This window comes from Allosphingosinicella sp., from assembly GCF_036402135.1.
Taxonomy (GTDB): Bacteria; Pseudomonadota; Alphaproteobacteria; order Sphingomonadales; family Sphingomonadaceae; genus Allosphingosinicella.
This window is the reverse complement of record NZ_DASWTN010000030.1, coordinates 1-16,773: the sequence shown is the minus strand read 5'-3', so window position 1 is coordinate 16,773 and position 16,773 is coordinate 1. Positions and strand designations below refer to the sequence as shown.

Genomic DNA, 16,773 nt, shown 5'->3' with positions numbered 1-16,773 from the left:
TCTCCGGTTGTGGAGCCTCAGCCGTCCGCCGGCAGCTCCAGCCTGGGGAATATGGGGGCGGGCGGGGCAAGCTTGAAGCCCGAGGCGGTCTGGCGGCTGTAGCTTTCCGCATCTTCGAGTGCGGTGAAGCTCCGTTCTTCCGCTGGAATCCCCATCTGATCAAGCAACTTGCCGGCCGAGGTTGGGATGACGGGCTGGATAGCGATCGCGAGGTCTCGGATCGCCACATAAAGGGTGGCGAGGACGGCGATCATCCGATCGGGGTCCGTCTTTCGCAGCGTCCAGGGCGCCTGCGCGTCGATATATTGATTGCAGGCGAAGACAGCGCGGAGCCAGGCCTCTATCCCTTGGCTTAGTTCGAGATTTCTGAAATGATTGGGAAGCTCATGGCGTGTGGCGATAGCAACAGCGGCTAGCAGCTCTCCATCTGCCTCATCGTCTCTTCCGCCCCAGGGCAGCACGCCGTCGCAATTCTTGGCGATGAAGGAGAGCGTGCGCTGCGCGAGGTTGCCGAAGCTGTTGGCGAGGTCGGCGTTGACCCGTGTGACGATCGCCTCGGCGCTGTAGCTGCCGTCCTGGCCAAAGGTGACGTCGCGGAGGAGGAAGTAGCGGAGCTGGTCGACGCCGAATGCCTCGGCAAGCTCCAGCGGATCGACGACGTTGCCGAGCGACTTCGACATCTTCTCGCCGCGGTGGAGCAGAAAGCCGTGTCCGAACACCTGTTTGGGGAGCGGAATGCCGGCCGACATCAGGAAAGCGGGCCAGTAAACAGCGTGGAAGCGGATGATGTCCTTGCCGATGATGTGGACGTCGGCGGGCCAGTAGCGCTGCCAGCTATCCGCCTCCGTGTCCGGATAGCCGACGCCGGTGATGTAGTTGGTGAGCGCGTCGACCCAGACGTACATGACATGGTTGTCGCTGCCCGGGACCTTCACCCCCCAATCGAAGCTGGTGCGGGAGACCGAGAGGTCGGACAGGCCGCCCTCAACGAAGCGCATGACTTCGTTGCGGCGCGTTTCCGGGCGGATGAAGTCCGGATTGGCATTGTAATGGTCGAGAAGCGGCTGCTGATACTTTGAAAGGCGGAAGAACCAGCTTTCCTCGACGGTCCATTCGACCTCAGTGCCCTGCGGCGACAGGCGCTCGCCGCTGTCCGCGGTGACGAGTTCCTTTTCATCGTAATAGGCTTCGTCACGGACCGAGTACCAGCCTTCGTAGCGGCCGAGATAGATGTCGCCATTGTCGACCATCGCCTGCCAGATCGCCTGGCTCGAACGGTGGTGAGCGGGCTCTGTGGTGCGGATGAAGCGGTCATAGCTGATATTAAGATGATCAGCCATTTCCTTGAAATAGGATGACATTTCCTCCGCCAGCGCGGCAGGCTCCATGCCCCGCTCCCGCGCCGTCTGGGCCATTTTCAGGCCGTGCTCGTCGGTGCCGGTGAGGAAGAAGACGTCGCGGCCCATCTGCCGCTGGAAGCGGGCGATGGCGTCGGTCGCGATGTCCTCGTAAGCGTGCCCAATATGCGGGCGGCCATTTGGGTAGCTGATCGCGGTGGTGATGTAGAACGGGTCAGCCACGCCTCGCATTCGCCTCTTTGGGTGCAAGCGCCGCGAGCATCCCGGCAAGCTCGACGACGACGCTCTGTGGATCGAGCGAGAGGCGCGTCGCGCTCCCGGCCAGGTCGTGCGCCCTTTCCCATAGCGCAAGCGCCTCGGCAAGGGGGGCGCCCCTCCTCTCCTTGGCCGTGGCGGCGATGAAGGAGGGCGCGCGCTGGAGAAAGGCTTCGTAGCGGGGCTGCGCGGCCTTGAGGGCGAGACTCTGGGCGAGTTCGACGCGGCGGGCGTTGGTCGGGTCGCCCTTGCCGGCAAGGTCCCGCATAGCCTTGTCCAGAGCATCTATTTCGAGGCCGCGGAAGCCGATGGCGCGGCCGGGGGAGCCCTGCCCCACTTCGCGCAAAGCGCTGATTTCCGGGGTGCTTGCCTCTGGAAGCGCGGCTTCGAGCGCCGACGTCATGGCGTCATGATCCAGGCCTGAGAGGCGGAGGTGGCGGCAACGCGAGCGGATGGTGGGAAGGAGGCGCTCCGGCGCGTGGCTGACGAGGAGGAAGAGGCTGTTGGCCGGCGGCTCCTCCAGATTCTTGAGAAGCGCATTGGCGGCGGGGCGTTCGAGATCGTCGATGGCGTCGATGATGACCGCCCGCCAAGGCGACATGGACGGCGTGGTGGCGAACAGGCGCTGGAGGCTGCGCACTTGATCTACGGTGATCGAGCGAGCGAGATCGGTGCCGCTGTCCTTCGGCAGGCGCTGGAGGCGCATGAGATCGGGATGGCTTCCTGCCTCAACGAGCTTGGCGGTGGGGTGATCGTCGGGGACGTCGAGGTTCGGCGCGGCAATGGGCGGGCCGGCGCCTTCCGCGAGGAGGCGAAGCGCGGCCTTATCCGCGAACAGAGCCTTGCCGATGCCTTCCGGGCCGCTGAGCAGCCAAGCATGATGAAGGCGGCCGCTGGCGAGGCCATCGCGGAAGACGCCGATTGCTTCTGAGTGGCCATAGAGCGGCTTCACAGCAGATCCTCGATCGCGGCGAGCAATCGTGACGTCACGTCTTCGGGCGTACCGGAAGCGTCGATGGTGCGGCAGCGCTCCGGCTCGGCGGCGGCGATCTCCTCGAACGCGGCGGCCACCTTGGCATGATAGGCAGCGTCGCGGCCGCCGATGCGGTCGGCGCCTTCCGTGTCGCGGGCGCGGGCGCGGTCGGGAGCGTCCGGGAGCGTCAGGAGCAGGGTGCGGTCTGGGAGAAATCCGCGGCTGCCGAATTCGTGCAGCGCGCGGACTTGGGCGATGCCGAGGCCCCAAGCGCCGCCTTGGTAGGCGAGCGAGCTGTCGAGAAAGCGGTCCGAGAGGACCCAGGCGCCGCGTTCGAGCGCTGGCTTGATGGTCTTGGCGACATGGTCGGCACGGGCGGCAGCAAAGAGCAACGCCTCGGCCTCAGGCGTCCAGCGGTCGTCCTCGCCCTGCAGGAGGAGCGCGCGGATCGCCTCGGCGCCCGGGCTTCCGCCGGGTTCGCGTGTCTCGATGACGTCAAGACCGCGGGCACGCAGAGCCTCTGCCAGCCTCTTGAGCTGGGTAGACTTGCCGGCCCCCTCCCCGCCTTCGAGGCTGATGAAGCGCCCCCGCACGCGTGTTTACGCGAAGAGCGAGCGCAAACCCGCCATCATACGTCCGAAGAAACCCGCCTCGCCTACATCGTCCGCAGCGACGAGCGGCATGATCTGCGGCTGCGTGTCGCCGGTTTCGATAACGAGCTGGGCGACCTGCTGTCCCTTTTTAATCGGCGCCTTCAGCGGCCCGTCATAGACGACCTTGACCCGCATATTGCCGGTCATGAGGCCGGCGGGGAGCGTCACCGCCATGTTGCGCGGGGCAAGGAGGCCGACCTTGTCGTCGGAGCCGAGCTGAACCTGCGCGTCAGCGACCTTTTCCCCCTGATTGAACAGCTGCTGCGACTTCCAGCTGAGGAAGCCCCAATTCATGAACTTGACGCTCTCTTCGATGCGCTGGTTGAAACTTCCAAGCCCCGCAACCACCATCACGAGGCGGCGGCCATTCTGCTCGGCCGAGCCGGTGAAGCCGTAGCCAGCCTCCGCAGTGTGGCCGGTCTTGAGACCGTCCGCGCCCGGGACTTTGCCGAGAAGCGGGTTGCGGTTCCCCTGCGTGATCGGCTGTCCTGACCCCAGCGTCTTGCCCCAAGTGAAGCTCTCTTTCTGGTAGAAGGCCTTGTAGAGGTCGGGCGTCTCCAGAATTGTCGCTTCGGCAAGGCGGGCGAGGTCGCGGGCGGTGGTGAAGGTCCTCCCCTCGTCCGGCCAGCCGTTGGAATTGCCGAAATTGGAGTTCGTCATGCCGAGGCGCTTCGCCTCCTGATTCATCTGTGCGACGAAGGCAGGCTCCGTCCCTGCAATGCATTCGGCAAGAACGACGCTGGCGTCATTGCCGGAGAGCGTAACGATGCCGTGCAGGAGGTTTTCAACACTCACATTTTCGCCCGGCGAGAGAAACATAGTCGAGCCCGCCTGCGGCCCATGCCATTGCTGCCACGTTTCCGGGCGCACCTGACACATCTGGTTGAGCTTGATCTGCCCCTGCTTCACGAGGTGGAAGGCAAGGTGCGTCGTCATCATCTTCGCCATCGATGCGGGCGGGATGCGGCGGTCCGCGTCTTTGGCATAGAGGATGGCGCCGGAGGAGAGATCTTTAAGGAAGGCGACGGGCGCGGGCGTATCGAAAGGCGGTGCTGCAGCGGTCGCTGGAAGTGAAATGGCAATGCCGGAGGCAAGTATTATCAGCGCCTTACGCTTCATAGCTACAAATCATCCTCAAATGCGTGAGCTTCGGTCCGACGTCATTCTTAACGTCTATGACCGGCCTGTTCCACCCGCTTTAGCGGGCGATCTGGTCGGCGAGCAGCCCCACCGTCAGCGCGTAGAAGTTCGAGCAATTATAGTCGAGGATCGCGCGGTAATTGTTGGTGAGGAGATACGCGGTGCGGCCTGGCCCGTCCGGCTCGAGCAAGGTCGCCATTTCATTGTCGGCAGGCCAGCGCCCGTTCTGCGCCACGAAACCCATCCGTCGCCATTCCCCCATCGTCCGCCACTGGCTGTGACGTTCGAACACGCGCGTGCAGCGGGGCGAGACGAGCCGCGTGGTCAGGCTGTTGCGATTGAAGCCCGAAGGGACGCTCACCGGAACGCCCCAGGGCACGTTCGGCTTCCAGCCCGCATTGCTGAGATAGTTGGCTATGGAGGCGAGCGCATCTGTCTGGCTGGTCCAGATGTTGGAGCGGCCGTCGCCGTCGCCATCGACGCCGAGGCGGAGGAAGACGGACGGCAGGAATTGCGGATAGCCGGTAGCTCCGGCCCAACTGCCCTTCAGTTGGCTGCGCGAATAGCCGCGATCAACGAGCTTAAGCGTGGCGATGAACTCTTCGGTGAAGAGTTGGCGGCGGCGGCCTTCATAAGCGAGGCTGGCGAGACTGTTCAGGAGATCGAAGTCGCCGGTGATGCTACCGTAGCTCGTTTCCTTGCCCCAGATTGCTACGAGAACCGAGGGCTGAACGCCGTAACGGCGGCCGATCTCGTTGAGGCGGGAGATGTTGCCGGCATAGCGGTCCCTCCCGCGGCTGATCAGCGAGGAGGTAACGTGCCGCTGATAGTAAGGTTGAAAGGGCTCGATATAGCGGCTGCCGCTCGCGGAGGGCGCCTGAGGGCGGTCGAGCTCGATGGTCCGGCGGCTGAACTGAAGCGTCGGGAAGATGCGGTTGATCGTGCCTTCGCTGACGCCAGCGCTCCGCGCCTGCGCCCGCAGCGTGGGAAGATAGGCCTGGAAGCCGGCTTCGCTGACATAGGAACCCTGCGCGAGAGCTGCGCTCCCGGTAACGGCAGGCGGAGGCAGCCAGGCGGCCGTCATGATCGCAACGATCTGGCTCACCATACGCATACGCAACCCCATGCTTTACCCGCGAACCTTTCTATAGCGCGCAAGCTGGCCGGCCGGTTCCGGCGCTTGCGCCGAAACGCGAATGCCGCGTAAGGCGGGCCCGCGCAAGGACAGGTGGCCGAGTGGTTTAAGGCAGCGGTCTTGAAAACCGCCGTGGGTGCAAGCCCACCGTGGGTTCGAATCCCACCCTGTCCGCCACCTCACTGCTCCCGCAGCGCCGTGTCCTTGAGGCGGGTGATCGGGCTGAAGATATAGTCTAGCACGGTGCGCTTGTCGCCGAGGAGGCTGACGTCGGCAATCATGCCCGGGCCGATGGCGAGCGGCCTTCCCGCCTTGTCGAGCAGGCGGTCGCTGGTGGCGACGCGGACGGTGTAGAAGCTTTCGCCGGTCTTCTCGTTGACGGTCGCGTCGGGGGAGATGGTCACGACTTTGCCGTCGAGGGCACCGTAGACCGACGGATCGTACGCAGTGATGTTTATCTTGGCGTCTTGATCGAGGCGAACCCAAGCAATGTCGGCGGGGCGGACCTGAACTTCGACGAGCAGGCTTTCTTCGCTTGGGACGATTTCCACCAATGGGCCGCCGGGGGCAACGGAGCCGCCGACCGTGGTCACCAGCACGCGGTTGACGCGCCCAGGGAGCGGCGACCGGACTTCAGTCCTTGCGACCCGCTCGGACAGAGCCGGAAGCGAGCGGCGGAGCGCCACCATCTCGGCCTGAGCGGCGGCAAGGTCCTGCGCGGCGCGCGAGCGCCAGTCCTGACGCTGCTGGGCGAGCGAGGCTTGCGCCTCGGCCACCTGCGACTGGGCGCGTGTGATCGCTGCTGCTGCTGCGGCGGCTTCGCTGCCTGCGACGGCAGCCTGGTTCTCCGCCTGGACGAGCGAAAGGCGCGGCTCGATGCCACGCTCCACCAGCGGGCGGATGAGGTTGAGCTCGGTCTGCGCGGCGCGATAAGCGGATTGACGTGCCGCGTGAGCAGCTTGCGCTTCGCTGACGCTTCTCTGAGCCTGGGCGACGCGCGCCTGCGCGGCGGCAAGGAGACTATTGAGGTCGGCTATGCGCGAGGCATGGAGCGCGCGCTCGATCGCGATCTGCTCGGCAAGGGCGGGGTCGGTCGCGGCGGGAAAAGCCGGAGGGCGGCCTTGCACCTCGCCTTCCAGACGAGCGATGCGGGCGCGAAGAGCATTGAATTGCGATTGGTTGCTGGAAAACTCAGAGCCGCTGGCGGTGGGATCCAAGCGGACGAGCGGCTGGCCGCGGCGGACCATGTCGCCAGTCCTGACTAGAATCTGTTCGACGATGCCGCCTTCGAGGTTTGAGACGACCTGCAGCTGCGAGCTTGGGATCACCCTTCCCTGCCCCCGCACCGAACGGTCGAGCTCGGTCAGCGCCGCCCAGATGAAGAAGAGGACGACGAAGCCCAAGATGATCCAGAGCAGGATGTTGGACGCGGTCGCCGGGCGGACGCGGTCGACATAATCCTCAAGCGCGGTGTCGGTCATGCGGTTGCCGCCCTTGGGCGATTGAGCTGGGCCAGGATTTTGTCGCGCGGACCGTCGGCGACGATCTTGCCGCGATCCACGATGATGACCCGGTCCACGAGCCGGAGGAACGGCGTGCGATGGGTGATCACGATGAAGGTCCGGCCCTTCAGCTCGCCTTCGAGTCGGTTTAGAAGTCCGGTCTCCGTCTGCTGGTCCATCGCGCTTGACGGCTCGTCGAAGACGAGCACGGGCGGCTTGCCGGCGAGGGCGCGGGCGATGGCGATCGACTGGCGCTGGCCGCCGGAGAGCCCCTCCCCGCGGTCGGCGAGCTTCAGATCGTAGCCGTTCACGACCTGGCCCATGAACTGGTGCGTTCCCGACAATTCGGTGGCGCGGAGCATCTCCTGATCGTCGATCCCGGCGCGGCCGAGCACGATATTCTCGCGCACGGAGCCGGACAGGAGCAGGCTTTCCTGCATCGAGCTGCCGATGCGGCGGCGGAGATCGAGCGGATCGAGCTGACGGATGTCGGTGCCGTCGAGCAGGATTACGCCTTCTTCGGGCTCGTAGAGGTTGAGGAGCAGGCGGGCGATGGTGGATTTGCCCGAGCCGACGCGGCCGAGGATGGCGAGGTGCTGGCCGGGCTCAAGCGTGAAGTTGATGCCCTCGAGCGCCTTTTCGGAAGCGCCGGGATAGCGGAAGTGGATATTCCGGAATTCGATGCGGCCCTCGGTGGTGGCGGGAACCAGCGCATCGCCCTCGGGGCCTTCGGAGCGGGCGCTCATCATGGCGTCGATTTGGCGATAGGCGGTGCGGGTGGCCGTGACGCGGGAGAGCAGGGTCGCGATTTGTCCCAGCGGAGCGACGGCACGGCCGCCGAGGATGGAGCAGGCGATGAGGCCGCCCATAGTAAGCTCCTGCGCCGCGATCATGCCGACGCCCGCGACGACGACGCCGGCATAGGAGATCATCTGGGCGCTGCCGGCGATGGTGACGCTGATATTGGAGACGAGCCGCTGGCGGAGCGAAACCTGGCTGTGATCCTCGATGGCGCCGATCCAGCGGTCCGAGAGGATGGGCGCCGCGCCGGAGGTCTTCACGGTTTCGAGGCCGCCGATGGTTTCGACCAGCACGGATTGCTTGAGGAGGCCCTGCGACATGGACTTGGCCGAAAGCCTGTCCAGCGCGGGCTGAGTTACTACGCCAGAGATGATGACGAGCGGGATCATGGCGAGCGGCACGAACACCAGAGGTCCGCCAATTAGCGCGATGACTGCGAGCGTGATGATGATGAAGGGCACGTCGACGATTGCGGTCAGCGTCGCCGAGGCGAAGAAGTCGCGGAGCGTCTCCAGCTCGCGGATCACTCCTGCAAGGGCGCCGGTCGAGCCCTTCTTCTCATCCAGGCGGAGTGCGAGGAGCTTGGCGAACACCGTCTCGCCGACCTCCCGGTCGATCCGGGCGCCGGCTACGTCAACGAAATAAGCGCGGAGCGTCTTCAGCGCGAAGTCGAAGATGAGGACGATAGCGAGGCCGATGGTGAGCGCCACCAAAGATGAGGTGGCGTTGTTCGGAAGCACCATGTCGTAGACGACCATGGTGAAGAGCGACGTCACCAAAGCGAAGATGTTGATCACCACCGCGGCGAGCGAGACCTTGGTGTAGATGCCCTTGTTGCGGCGCATCGGCTCCATGAGCCAAGGCGCAAAGCGCTCGCGCGGCTGCACGATCAGCTTGTCGTCGCTCATTTCGTCTCCAGTACCGGCGGTGCGATCGACAAGGTGTCGAGCAGCTGCCCCGTGCGGGAGAGCAGCACGTAGCGCGCCGCGTCAAGCTCCGTTACCGCGCGAATATAGCTGGCGGCAACGTTGAAATAGGCGCTTTCGGATTCGAGGAGGTCGAACAGGGTGCCGCGCGCGACGCGAAAGCGTTCGGCAAGAACGTCGCGCGACTGGCGGCTGGCGATATAGCTGTTCTGAAGCGCGGCGAGCTGCTGCTGAAGCGCCTGGACGTCCGCCCAGGCGACGGCGGCGTCGCGTTCCGCCTCGGTGCGGATTCGGACTGCCCGGGCATCGGCGGCGTCGGCACGCGCTTCCGCCTGATGCGTGCGGGCCTCGCCGCCACCGAAAAGGCGATAATTGACGACGACGCGACCGCGGACATCGTAGTCGATTTCGCGGACGCCATATTTGCCGGCGTCGATGGCGGCGCTGACCCGCGGAAGCTCATCCGCCTTTTGCGCCCTCGCCTCCTGCCGGGTGGCGCGGGCGATGGCGTTTGCGCTTTCGACCTCGGGGATCACGCGGGCCAGAGCCTGCGCCATATCCTTGCTGATGAACGGGCCGTTGGGCCCGGGCGCACGGCCGAGGTCGGCGGGGGGTGGAACGCCAAACATCTCTTCGAACCGCGCTTCCGCATTGGCGAGAAGCCGGCGGTAGCGGGCGAGATCAGCCTCCGAGGAGGCGATGTAGCTTTCGACGCGCGGGAGATCGCCTTCGGCCGAAACGCCCTGCGAAATGCGGGTCCTCACCGCCTCGCGGAGTTCGCCCTGGTTTTCCGAGAAAGCGAGGCCGAGCGTCACCAGCGCGCGATAGGCAAAGACATCGTACCAGGCGGCGATCGCCCGGAGCGCGGTTTCGTCGGCAGCGGCTTCGGCGCGGTTGCTGGCGGCCCGAAGCCGAGCGCCTGCTGCTGCAATGCGCGCGGTGGTTGCGCCGAAATCGAAGAGGGTCTGCTGGACGCGGACGGTGGCGTCGGTTCGCCCCTCCGGCCGCGATCTTTCTATCAGGTCATCGAAGACGCCGGACGATTCGAATTCGCGCGAGATGGTCCGGTTGGAGTCCACACTCAGATCGACCACCGGATAGAGGCCGGAGCGGGCCTCGTCTTCGGCGGCTTCCGCCTCGGCAATGCCAGCCGCGACTTCGTCCACGCCAGGGTTGCGCTCCACCGCTCTCTGCACGAGCGCGACGAATTCGGCGGGCGACACGCTTCCGCGGGCCAATTGCAGGATCGGATCCGATGCGGTGTCGATATCGAGAGGCGCCTGCACCGGCCGCGGCAGCTCGGAAGGCACCGCCTGTGGCTGTGCCTGAGCAAGTGCAGCGATGGCCGCAGCCAGATGCGAAACAGAAATGCTCAATTCCCCTCACAAAGCGGGTCTCCCCGCCGCCGGTTCTCCTTGCCGAATTCTTGCAGGGCTTCAAGGTGTTATCGCCGCAGGAAGCCGGCTCTGCACCCTGAAAATCGCCTTGGAAGAGCCTTTGGCTCCGCTCCCTACTTGATGTTCCGGCACAAAATGGACATCGGACAAGCATAAGGGCAGCGCCGCCCGAAGGGAATGAACATGCTGGAATCCAAGATTACGAGCTTCGACTGGGCGGACCCGTTTGGGCTGGACGAGCAGCTGACGGATGAGGAGCGGCTCGTTCGGGACACGGCGCGCGGCTATGCGCAGGAGCGGCTGCTGCCGCGGGTTACGGAAGCTTATCTGGCTGAGGATTTCGACCGCTCGATCATGGACGAGATGGGCGAGCTCGGTCTGCTCGGCGCGACCATTCCGGTGGAATATGGCGGCGCGGGGCTCAATTATGTGAGCTACGGCCTTGTCGCGCGCGAAGTTGAGCGGGTGGACAGCGGCTACCGGTCCGCCATGTCGGTCCAGTCGTCGCTCGTCATGTACCCGATCTATGCCTACGGCTCCGAAGAGCAGCGGAAGAAGTATCTGCCTAAGCTCGCGCGCGGCGAATGGGTCGGTTGCTTCGGCCTGACCGAGCCTGACGCGGGGTCGGACCCGGCAGGCATGCGGACCCGGGCGGAAAAGGTGGACGGCGGCTACCGCCTCACTGGCTCAAAGATGTGGATCACCAATTCGCCGATCGCTGACGTGTTCGTTGTGTGGGCGAAGTCCGAAGCGCATGGCGGCCAGATCAGGGGCTTCGTGCTGGAAAAAGGCATGAAGGGGCTCTCGGCCCCCGCCGTAAAGCAGAAGCTTTCGCTCCGCGCATCGATCACCGGCGAGATCGTGATGGACGGCGTCGAGGTGCCCGAGGACGCGCTGCTGCCGAACGTGGCGGGTCTTAAGGGGCCATTCGGCTGCCTCAACCGGGCGCGATACGGCATTTCCTGGGGCTCGATGGGCGCGGCCGAGGCCTGCTACGAGGCGGCGCGCACCTATACGCTCGACCGGAAGCAGTTTGGGCGGCCGCTTGCCGCCAACCAGCTCGTGCAGCTGAAGCTCGCCAACATGCTGACGGAGATCACGCTTGGGCTCCAGGCCTCGCTCCGGGTGGGACGTCGGCTGGACGAAGGCGTGCTGATCCCGGAGACGATCAGCATGATCAAGCGCAACAACGTCGGCAAGGCGCTCGATATCGCCCGCATCGCCCGCGACATGCACGGCGGCAACGGCATTAGCGCCGAATTCCACGTCATCCGGCATGCGCTGAACCTGGAGACGGTCAACACCTATGAGGGGACGCACGACGTCCATGCATTGATCATGGGCCGCGCGATCACGGGCATCTCCGCCTTTTAGTGGATAAGCCGCTTCGAGGCTTGAAGGTCGTCGAACTGGCCCGGATCCTTGCCGGTCCGTGGGCGGGGCAGTTGCTGGCGGACCTCGGTGCGGAGGTGGTGAAGGTCGAGCGGCCCGGAAGCGGCGACGATACGCGCAGCTGGGGTCCGCCGTTCGTTGAGAAGGACGGCAGCGCTGCCTACTTCCACGGCTGCAATCGCGGCAAACGGTCGCTGGCGATCGATCTGGAGAGCACTGAGGGCCAGGAGCAGGTGAAGGCGCTCGCGGCCGAGGCCGATATCCTGATCGAGAATTTCAAGGTGGGCGGGCTGGCGAAATACGGTCTCGATTACCCTTCCCTTTCAGCGCTGAACCCGCGGCTCATCTATTGCTCGATCACGGGCTTCGGGCAGACCGGCCCCTATGCTCCGCGTGCGGGTTACGACTTCATGATCCAGGGCATGGGCGGGATCATGGATCTGACCGGCGACCCCGATGGCGAGCCGCAAAAGATTGGTGTCGCCTATGCCGACATCTTGGCGGGCGTCTATTCGGTGGTCGCCATCCTGGCAGCTGTGCGCGGACGCGATGTGACGGGCGCCGGGTGCCATATCGATATGGCTTTGCTCGATACGCAGGTGTCGGTGCTTGCGAATCAAGCGATGAACTATCTCGTCTCGGGCGAGGCGCCGCACCGGATGGGAAATGCGCATCCGAACATCGCGCCTTACCAGACCTTTGCGGCTGCGGACGGGTGGATGATCATTGCGGTCGGCAATGACGGGCAGTTCCGGAAATTGTGCGACATTCTTGGCCTGACGGCGCTGGCGGCGGATGCGCGCTTTGCCACCAATGCAGACCGAGTCCGCGAACGGCAGGCACTGGTCGCTTCCCTTGCTCCGGCCATCGCCCAGCGCCGGCGGGACGAGCTTCTGACCGCCCTCGCCTCGGCGGGCGTTCCAGCAGGGCCGATCAACGATGTGGCGCAGGTGTTCGACGATCCGCAGGTCATCGCGCGCGGCATGGAGATCCAAGCAGACGGCGTGCCGGGCGTCGCCTCACCCATTGTTATCAATGGCGTACGGCAGGTGGCGGCAGGCGGGAGCCCTCCCCTCAGCCGAGACTAACGCGCAGGACGGCGAAAAAGCAGGATCGGCTCGCCTTTGTAGGTGGCATTCTCGCGGGAGGTAAAGCCGGCCTTCTCGGCCACCCGGATCGAACCTGCATTGCCCGGATCGATGATCGCGGTGACTTCCGGTCCGCCCAGTGCTTCATCGGACCAGCGGAGGCCCGCAGCGACCGCCTCGCTCGCAAGCCCCTGCCCGTGCGTTTCGGGCGCAAGGATCCAGCCCATTTCCGGGATGCCCTCGATGGTCGGTTGCATCTCGCGCTTGAAGTCGGCGAATCCGACTTGGCCGATATAGGTGCCGGTGGATTTCAGCTCCACCGACCAATAGCCGTAGCCGAGCATATTCCAGAGCCCGCAGCAGCCGATCAGCTTACGCCAGGCATCTTCGCGGGCCGTCGGCATGTTGCCGACGAAGCGATAGACAAGGGGATCGGCAAGCATCGCGGCATGGCGATCGAAATCACCCAGCCGCTGTTCGCGCAGGATGAGGCGCTCCGTCTCGAGGACGGGCGCTACGCCCCCCGCCACTGACTTACTTCTTGCCGAGCGTCAGTCCGCCGAAGCGCTTGTTGAAGCGCGCAACCTGGCCGCCCGTATCGAGCATCTTGCCGGTGCCGCCGGTCCAGGCCGGGTGCGAGGTCGGATCAATGTCGAGCGCCAGCGTGTCGCCTTCCTTGCCCCAGGTGGAGCGGGTCTGGAAGCTGGTGCCGTCGGTCATCTGGACCGTGATCATGTGATAATCGGGATGGGCGTCGGTCTTCATGTCTGATTTTCCTGAATAATGGCTGGTTCCGACCAGCCTCATGCAAAGGATGGGCGCACTTACCGCCAGAGGCCGCGATTGACAAGCCATGCTGCACCGCAATAGCTAGCGGGCAGCGAAGGTGCCGCCGGAGACGGCGGTGAAAAGGGAAGCCGGTGAAGATCCGGCGCTGTGCCCGCAACTGTAAGCGGCGAGCTTCCCATCCGCAAAGGATGACGGAGCGTTCGAGCTGCAAGCCAGGAGACCTGCCTCCGCTTGTCGTCCGCATCCGGCCGGGTCCAGCCTGCGATGCGTGGCACCGAAGGCAATTTCGCCTGCGGTTCCTCCGAGACGGCAGCCATGTCGTTAGGAGGTATCTATGTTTTCCGTTCTTTTGTCCGCCGCTGCTCATGCGGCTATCAAGTCCCCCACCGCCAGCGCCGCCGATGAGGATATCGTCGTCACGGCTTCGCTGCTTCCGCTTGCCGAGGCAGAGGCAACGGGCTCCGTCACGTTGTTCGACGAGGCGGAGATCGAGGCGCTGGCCGAGCCATTCGTCGCTGACTATCTCCGGCTCGTGCCCGGAGGCTCGGTGTCGGTAGCCGGAAGCCCCGGCGCGCAGGCGCAGGTGCGTATCCGCGGCGCCGAAGCCAATCAGACCCTGCTGTTCGTGGACGGGATCGCCTTCAACGATGTCGCGTCGGACGGCGCCGCCCGGTTCGAGACGATCTCAGCGGACGGACTTGGCCGAATTGAGGTGATCAGAGGGCCGCAGTCAGCCTTGTGGGGCTCCGAGGCCCTCGGCGGAGTCATTGCGATCGAGACGCCCAATCCGCTCGGGGAGCGGCGCGCAAGCCTGCTCGGCGAATATGGCAGCCTCGACAGCGCCCGGCTTGCCGGTGCGTTCGTGTCGGGTGGCGAAACCGCGGGCCTCACCGCCACTGCTTCGTGGAGCCGGAGCGATGGCATCGACATCCTGGGCGGCGGAACTGGCGACCGCGACGGCTATGAGAATTATGGCGGCAGCCTAAAGGGGGTAACCCGCCTGGGTGCAGACACGGAAATCGGGGCGGTCGGCCGCTATGTCCGCCACTATTTCGAGTTCGACGGGACCGACGACAATTTCCGTCGCGCCGATACGGCGGAAAAGTCGGTCGCGGAAACCTATGCCGTCAGGGGCTGGGCCAAATATGGCCTCGGTGACAACGCTCCCTGGTCCATCCTCGCGCAAGCGCAATTTCTCGATAGCGAGAACCGCAACAGCGACGGCGAGGTCCGCACCAACGACACATTAGGTAAACGGACGCGGTTCGGCGCCCAGGGAACTCGGAGGTTTGAAAGCGGCGGCGGCCGTCATGCCCTGATCGGGGCGATCGAGCGGGAAGAAGAGGAGTTCGGCACCCGCGATCTGCTGTTCGGCGGCGGGAGAGATGTCGACTATGACCGCGGGCGTACCGCCTTCACAGGGGAATGGCGGGCGAATTGGGGCACGTCGCTGACGACCGACGTCGCGCTGCGTCACGACCGGTTCAACCGGTTCAAGGACGAGACTACATTCCGCGCCGGCGCTATTCTCGGCATCGGCGGCGGCTTTTCGCTCCTCGGGAGCTATGGCGAGGGGATCGTCCAGCCGGGCTTTGCCGAATTGTTCGGATACGCGCCGGACTCGGGCTTCGTCGGCAATCCTGCGCTGACGCCGGAAAAGTCGAACGGCTTCGAAGCGGGCCTGCGCTGGGCCGGGCAAAAGGCTTCGCTCGAACTCGTGGGATTTTCCAACAATCTGCGGAACGAGATTGTCTATTCCCAGCTCACCCCCTTCCCCGCCAGCACCTACACCTACGTGAATGCGGAAGGGAAAAGCCGCCGCCGCGGCGTGGAGCTTTCCGGCGAGTGGCGGCCAGTGGACGGGCTTTCGCTGGGCGGGAACTACACCCTGCTCGATGCCCGCGAAGCGGACAGTGGACCAGGCGAGCCGCTGAGGGAGATCAGGCGGCCGCGGCACAGCGGGAATCTCTACGGGGTTTGGGAGCGGGGTCCGCTCAGCCTCGGCGCGTCGGCAGCCTATGTGGGGAAGCGCCGCGATACCGATTTCGACACCTATTCCGACGTGACGCTTGGCGATTACCTGCTGATCGGCGCGCGCATCGGCTACGCGCTTCAGCCCAATGTTGAAGCATTTGGGCGTGTCGATAATCTTGGCGATGCCGATTATGTGGATCTGGTCGGTTATAATACGCCCGGACGAACGGTGCATGCGGGCCTTCGCCTGCGCCTTGGCCGCTAGCGCGCTCGCGCTCGGCGGAGCAGCGGAGGCGGCGCCGAAGCGCGCCGCCTCGCTCAAACTGTGCACGGACGAGATATTGCTGGCGCTAGCCGAGCCGGAGCGGATCGCGTCCGTCACCTATCTCGCCCAGGAGCCGCTCGAAACGCCGATGTGGCAGCAGGCCCGCCGCCATGTGCGGAACGATGGCAGTCTGCTTTCCGTGACCCGGCACCGGCCCGAACTCGTCTTCGACATGGGCGGCGGCGGGCGCGATGCGGAGCGGATCGCGCGGCGGCTGGGCATAAGGCTTATCACGCTCCCCTACCCTCAGCGGCTTAACGACATAAAAGCTATGATCCGGACGATGGCGGCGGAGCTCGAGCGAAAGGCGGCCGGCGAGCAGCTTGTGGCGCGTATCGCCGCCCTTGAGCGGACCGCGCCACGGCGGCAGGCCGATACCATCTGGCTCGGGGGGGGCGGGCGCAGTGTTGCAGCGGAAGGCCTGACTGCCGATTGGATGCGGTTGGCGGGCTTCAGGCAAAGGCCGCTTAGCGGCGACCGCATATCGCTCGAGCAGTTGCTGGTTTCACCGCCCGCCATTCTGCTAAGGAGCGACTATCGCGCCAACCAATATTCCGGCGAACAGCGCTGGCTTTCCCACCCAATGGCGAAGGCGAACAGGCGCGCGAAAACGATTGCCACGGATGGGCGGCGGTGGACCTGCATGGGGCCCCCGATGATCGATGAGATCGAACGGCTGCGGAAGGTGGCGCGATGAGCCGCGCAATCGCTCTCATCCTTGTTGCGGGGACAGCAGCCTTTTTCATCTTATCGGCGCTGCTCCCGTTCGATACCTTGGCTGCTCTGTTCCAGGAGGAGCGCGCGCTTGCGGCTTCCATCCTGGTCGAGCTGCGGCTGCCGCGGGCGATTCTTGCCCTCACCTATGGCGCCATGCTGGGTGCCTCGGGTGCGGCCATTCAGGCGCTCTTCGCCAACCCCCTCGCCTCGCCTGACCTAACTGGTACGACCAGCGGCGCTGCCCTTGGCGCGGTGGTCACTGCCTATCTTTTCGGCTTTGCTTCGCCGGTTGCGCTCTCCCTTGGGTCAGTGAGTGGCGCGGTCGGTGCTCTCGGATTGCTCCTGCTG

Annotated in this window: 15 protein-coding genes, 1 tRNA gene and 1 riboswitch; of the genes, 6 read left to right on the top strand and 10 right to left on the bottom strand. The window is 65.0% G+C overall.

All coding sequences use genetic code 11. The features are described 5' to 3' along the window. Positions 1–17: 17 nt before the first annotated feature. From metG to VGD10_RS08770, 5 genes are all read right to left on the bottom strand, one after another. Complete coding sequence (gene metG, locus VGD10_RS08790; RefSeq protein WP_331040442.1) at positions 18–1,580, bottom strand: methionine--tRNA ligase; 1,563 nt, start codon at positions 1,578–1,580, stop codon at positions 18–20. Next, positions 1,573–2,565 carry a DNA polymerase III subunit delta' gene (locus VGD10_RS08785; protein WP_331040441.1) on the bottom strand — a complete coding sequence of 331 codons (993 nt, stop codon included), beginning with the start codon at positions 2,563–2,565 and terminating at the stop codon, positions 1,573–1,575. Before VGD10_RS08785 ends, metG begins: the two co-directional genes overlap by 8 nt. Next, positions 2,562–3,179, bottom strand: a complete 618-nt coding sequence (gene tmk, locus VGD10_RS08780; RefSeq protein ID WP_331040440.1) for a dTMP kinase — start codon at positions 3,177–3,179, stop codon at positions 2,562–2,564. The genes VGD10_RS08785 and tmk overlap by 4 nt, the downstream gene beginning before the upstream one ends. 6 nt (positions 3,180–3,185) lie before the next feature. Further along, complete coding sequence (locus VGD10_RS08775; RefSeq protein WP_331040439.1) at positions 3,186–4,358, bottom strand: D-alanyl-D-alanine carboxypeptidase family protein; 1,173 nt, start codon at positions 4,356–4,358, stop codon at positions 3,186–3,188. A 79-nt stretch (positions 4,359–4,437) separates the two neighbouring features. Beyond that, the gene (locus VGD10_RS08770) at positions 4,438–5,493 is read right to left on the bottom strand and encodes a lytic murein transglycosylase (protein ID WP_331040438.1); all 1,056 of its coding nucleotides are present in this window, start codon (positions 5,491–5,493) and stop codon (positions 4,438–4,440) included. Between the two features lie 108 nt (positions 5,494–5,601). Between VGD10_RS08770 and VGD10_RS08765 the strand changes: the two genes are divergently transcribed. Further along, positions 5,602–5,691, top strand: a tRNA-Ser gene (locus VGD10_RS08765). A gap of 2 nt (positions 5,692–5,693) precedes the next feature. On the opposite strand, the gene VGD10_RS08760 is transcribed toward VGD10_RS08765, so the two are convergent. The 3 genes from VGD10_RS08760 to VGD10_RS08750 are packed head-to-tail and all read right to left on the bottom strand — an operon-like array spanning position 5,694 to position 10,119. Beyond that, positions 5,694–6,995 carry an HlyD family type I secretion periplasmic adaptor subunit gene (locus VGD10_RS08760; RefSeq protein ID WP_331040437.1) on the bottom strand — a complete coding sequence of 434 codons (1,302 nt, stop codon included), beginning with the start codon at positions 6,993–6,995 and terminating at the stop codon, positions 5,694–5,696. Beyond that, the gene (locus tag VGD10_RS08755) at positions 6,992–8,725 is read right to left on the bottom strand and encodes a type I secretion system permease/ATPase (protein WP_331040436.1); all 1,734 of its coding nucleotides are present in this window, start codon (positions 8,723–8,725) and stop codon (positions 6,992–6,994) included. Before VGD10_RS08755 ends, VGD10_RS08760 begins: the two co-directional genes overlap by 4 nt. After that, positions 8,722–10,119, bottom strand: coding sequence for a TolC family protein (locus tag VGD10_RS08750; RefSeq protein ID WP_331040435.1), 1,398 nt, complete (start codon positions 10,117–10,119; stop codon positions 8,722–8,724). Before VGD10_RS08750 ends, VGD10_RS08755 begins: the two co-directional genes overlap by 4 nt. A 204-nt stretch (positions 10,120–10,323) precedes the next feature. On the opposite strand from VGD10_RS08750, the gene VGD10_RS08745 reads away from it, so the two are divergent. Beyond that, positions 10,324–11,514, top strand: coding sequence for an acyl-CoA dehydrogenase (locus VGD10_RS08745; protein ID WP_414639517.1), 1,191 nt, complete (start codon positions 10,324–10,326; stop codon positions 11,512–11,514). A gap of 20 nt (positions 11,515–11,534) precedes the next feature. After that, a complete protein-coding gene (locus VGD10_RS08740; RefSeq protein WP_331040433.1) occupies positions 11,535–12,620 on the top strand; it encodes a CaiB/BaiF CoA-transferase family protein in 1,086 nt (361 codons plus the stop codon). On the opposite strand, the gene VGD10_RS08735 is transcribed toward VGD10_RS08740, so the two are convergent. Then, positions 12,617–13,150 carry a GNAT family N-acetyltransferase gene (locus tag VGD10_RS08735; protein ID WP_331040432.1) on the bottom strand — a complete coding sequence of 178 codons (534 nt, stop codon included), beginning with the start codon at positions 13,148–13,150 and terminating at the stop codon, positions 12,617–12,619. The two genes, VGD10_RS08740 and VGD10_RS08735, sit on opposite strands and share 4 nt — an antisense overlap. A 4-nt stretch (positions 13,151–13,154) precedes the next feature. Then, on the bottom strand, positions 13,155–13,385 hold the full coding sequence (gene rpmE, locus VGD10_RS08730; RefSeq protein ID WP_331040431.1) for a 50S ribosomal protein L31: 231 nt from the start codon (positions 13,383–13,385) through the stop codon (positions 13,155–13,157). A 102-nt stretch (positions 13,386–13,487) separates the two neighbouring features. Beyond that, a riboswitch (cobalamin riboswitch) is annotated at positions 13,488–13,652 on the top strand. Between the two features lie 91 nt (positions 13,653–13,743). Between rpmE and VGD10_RS08725 the strand changes: the two genes are divergently transcribed. The 3 genes from VGD10_RS08725 to VGD10_RS08715 all read left to right on the top strand — a co-directional run. Then, entirely contained in the window at positions 13,744–15,648 is a 1,905-nt protein-coding gene (locus tag VGD10_RS08725; protein ID WP_331040430.1) for a TonB-dependent receptor plug domain-containing protein, read from the top strand. Further along, entirely contained in the window at positions 15,617–16,405 is a 789-nt protein-coding gene (locus VGD10_RS08720) for a hypothetical protein (protein WP_331040429.1), read from the top strand. The genes VGD10_RS08725 and VGD10_RS08720 overlap by 32 nt, the downstream gene beginning before the upstream one ends. Beyond that, the coding region (locus VGD10_RS08715; RefSeq protein ID WP_331040428.1) for an iron chelate uptake ABC transporter family permease subunit at positions 16,402–16,773 on the top strand (372 nt) is incomplete at its 3' end. The genes VGD10_RS08720 and VGD10_RS08715, both read left to right, overlap by 4 nt.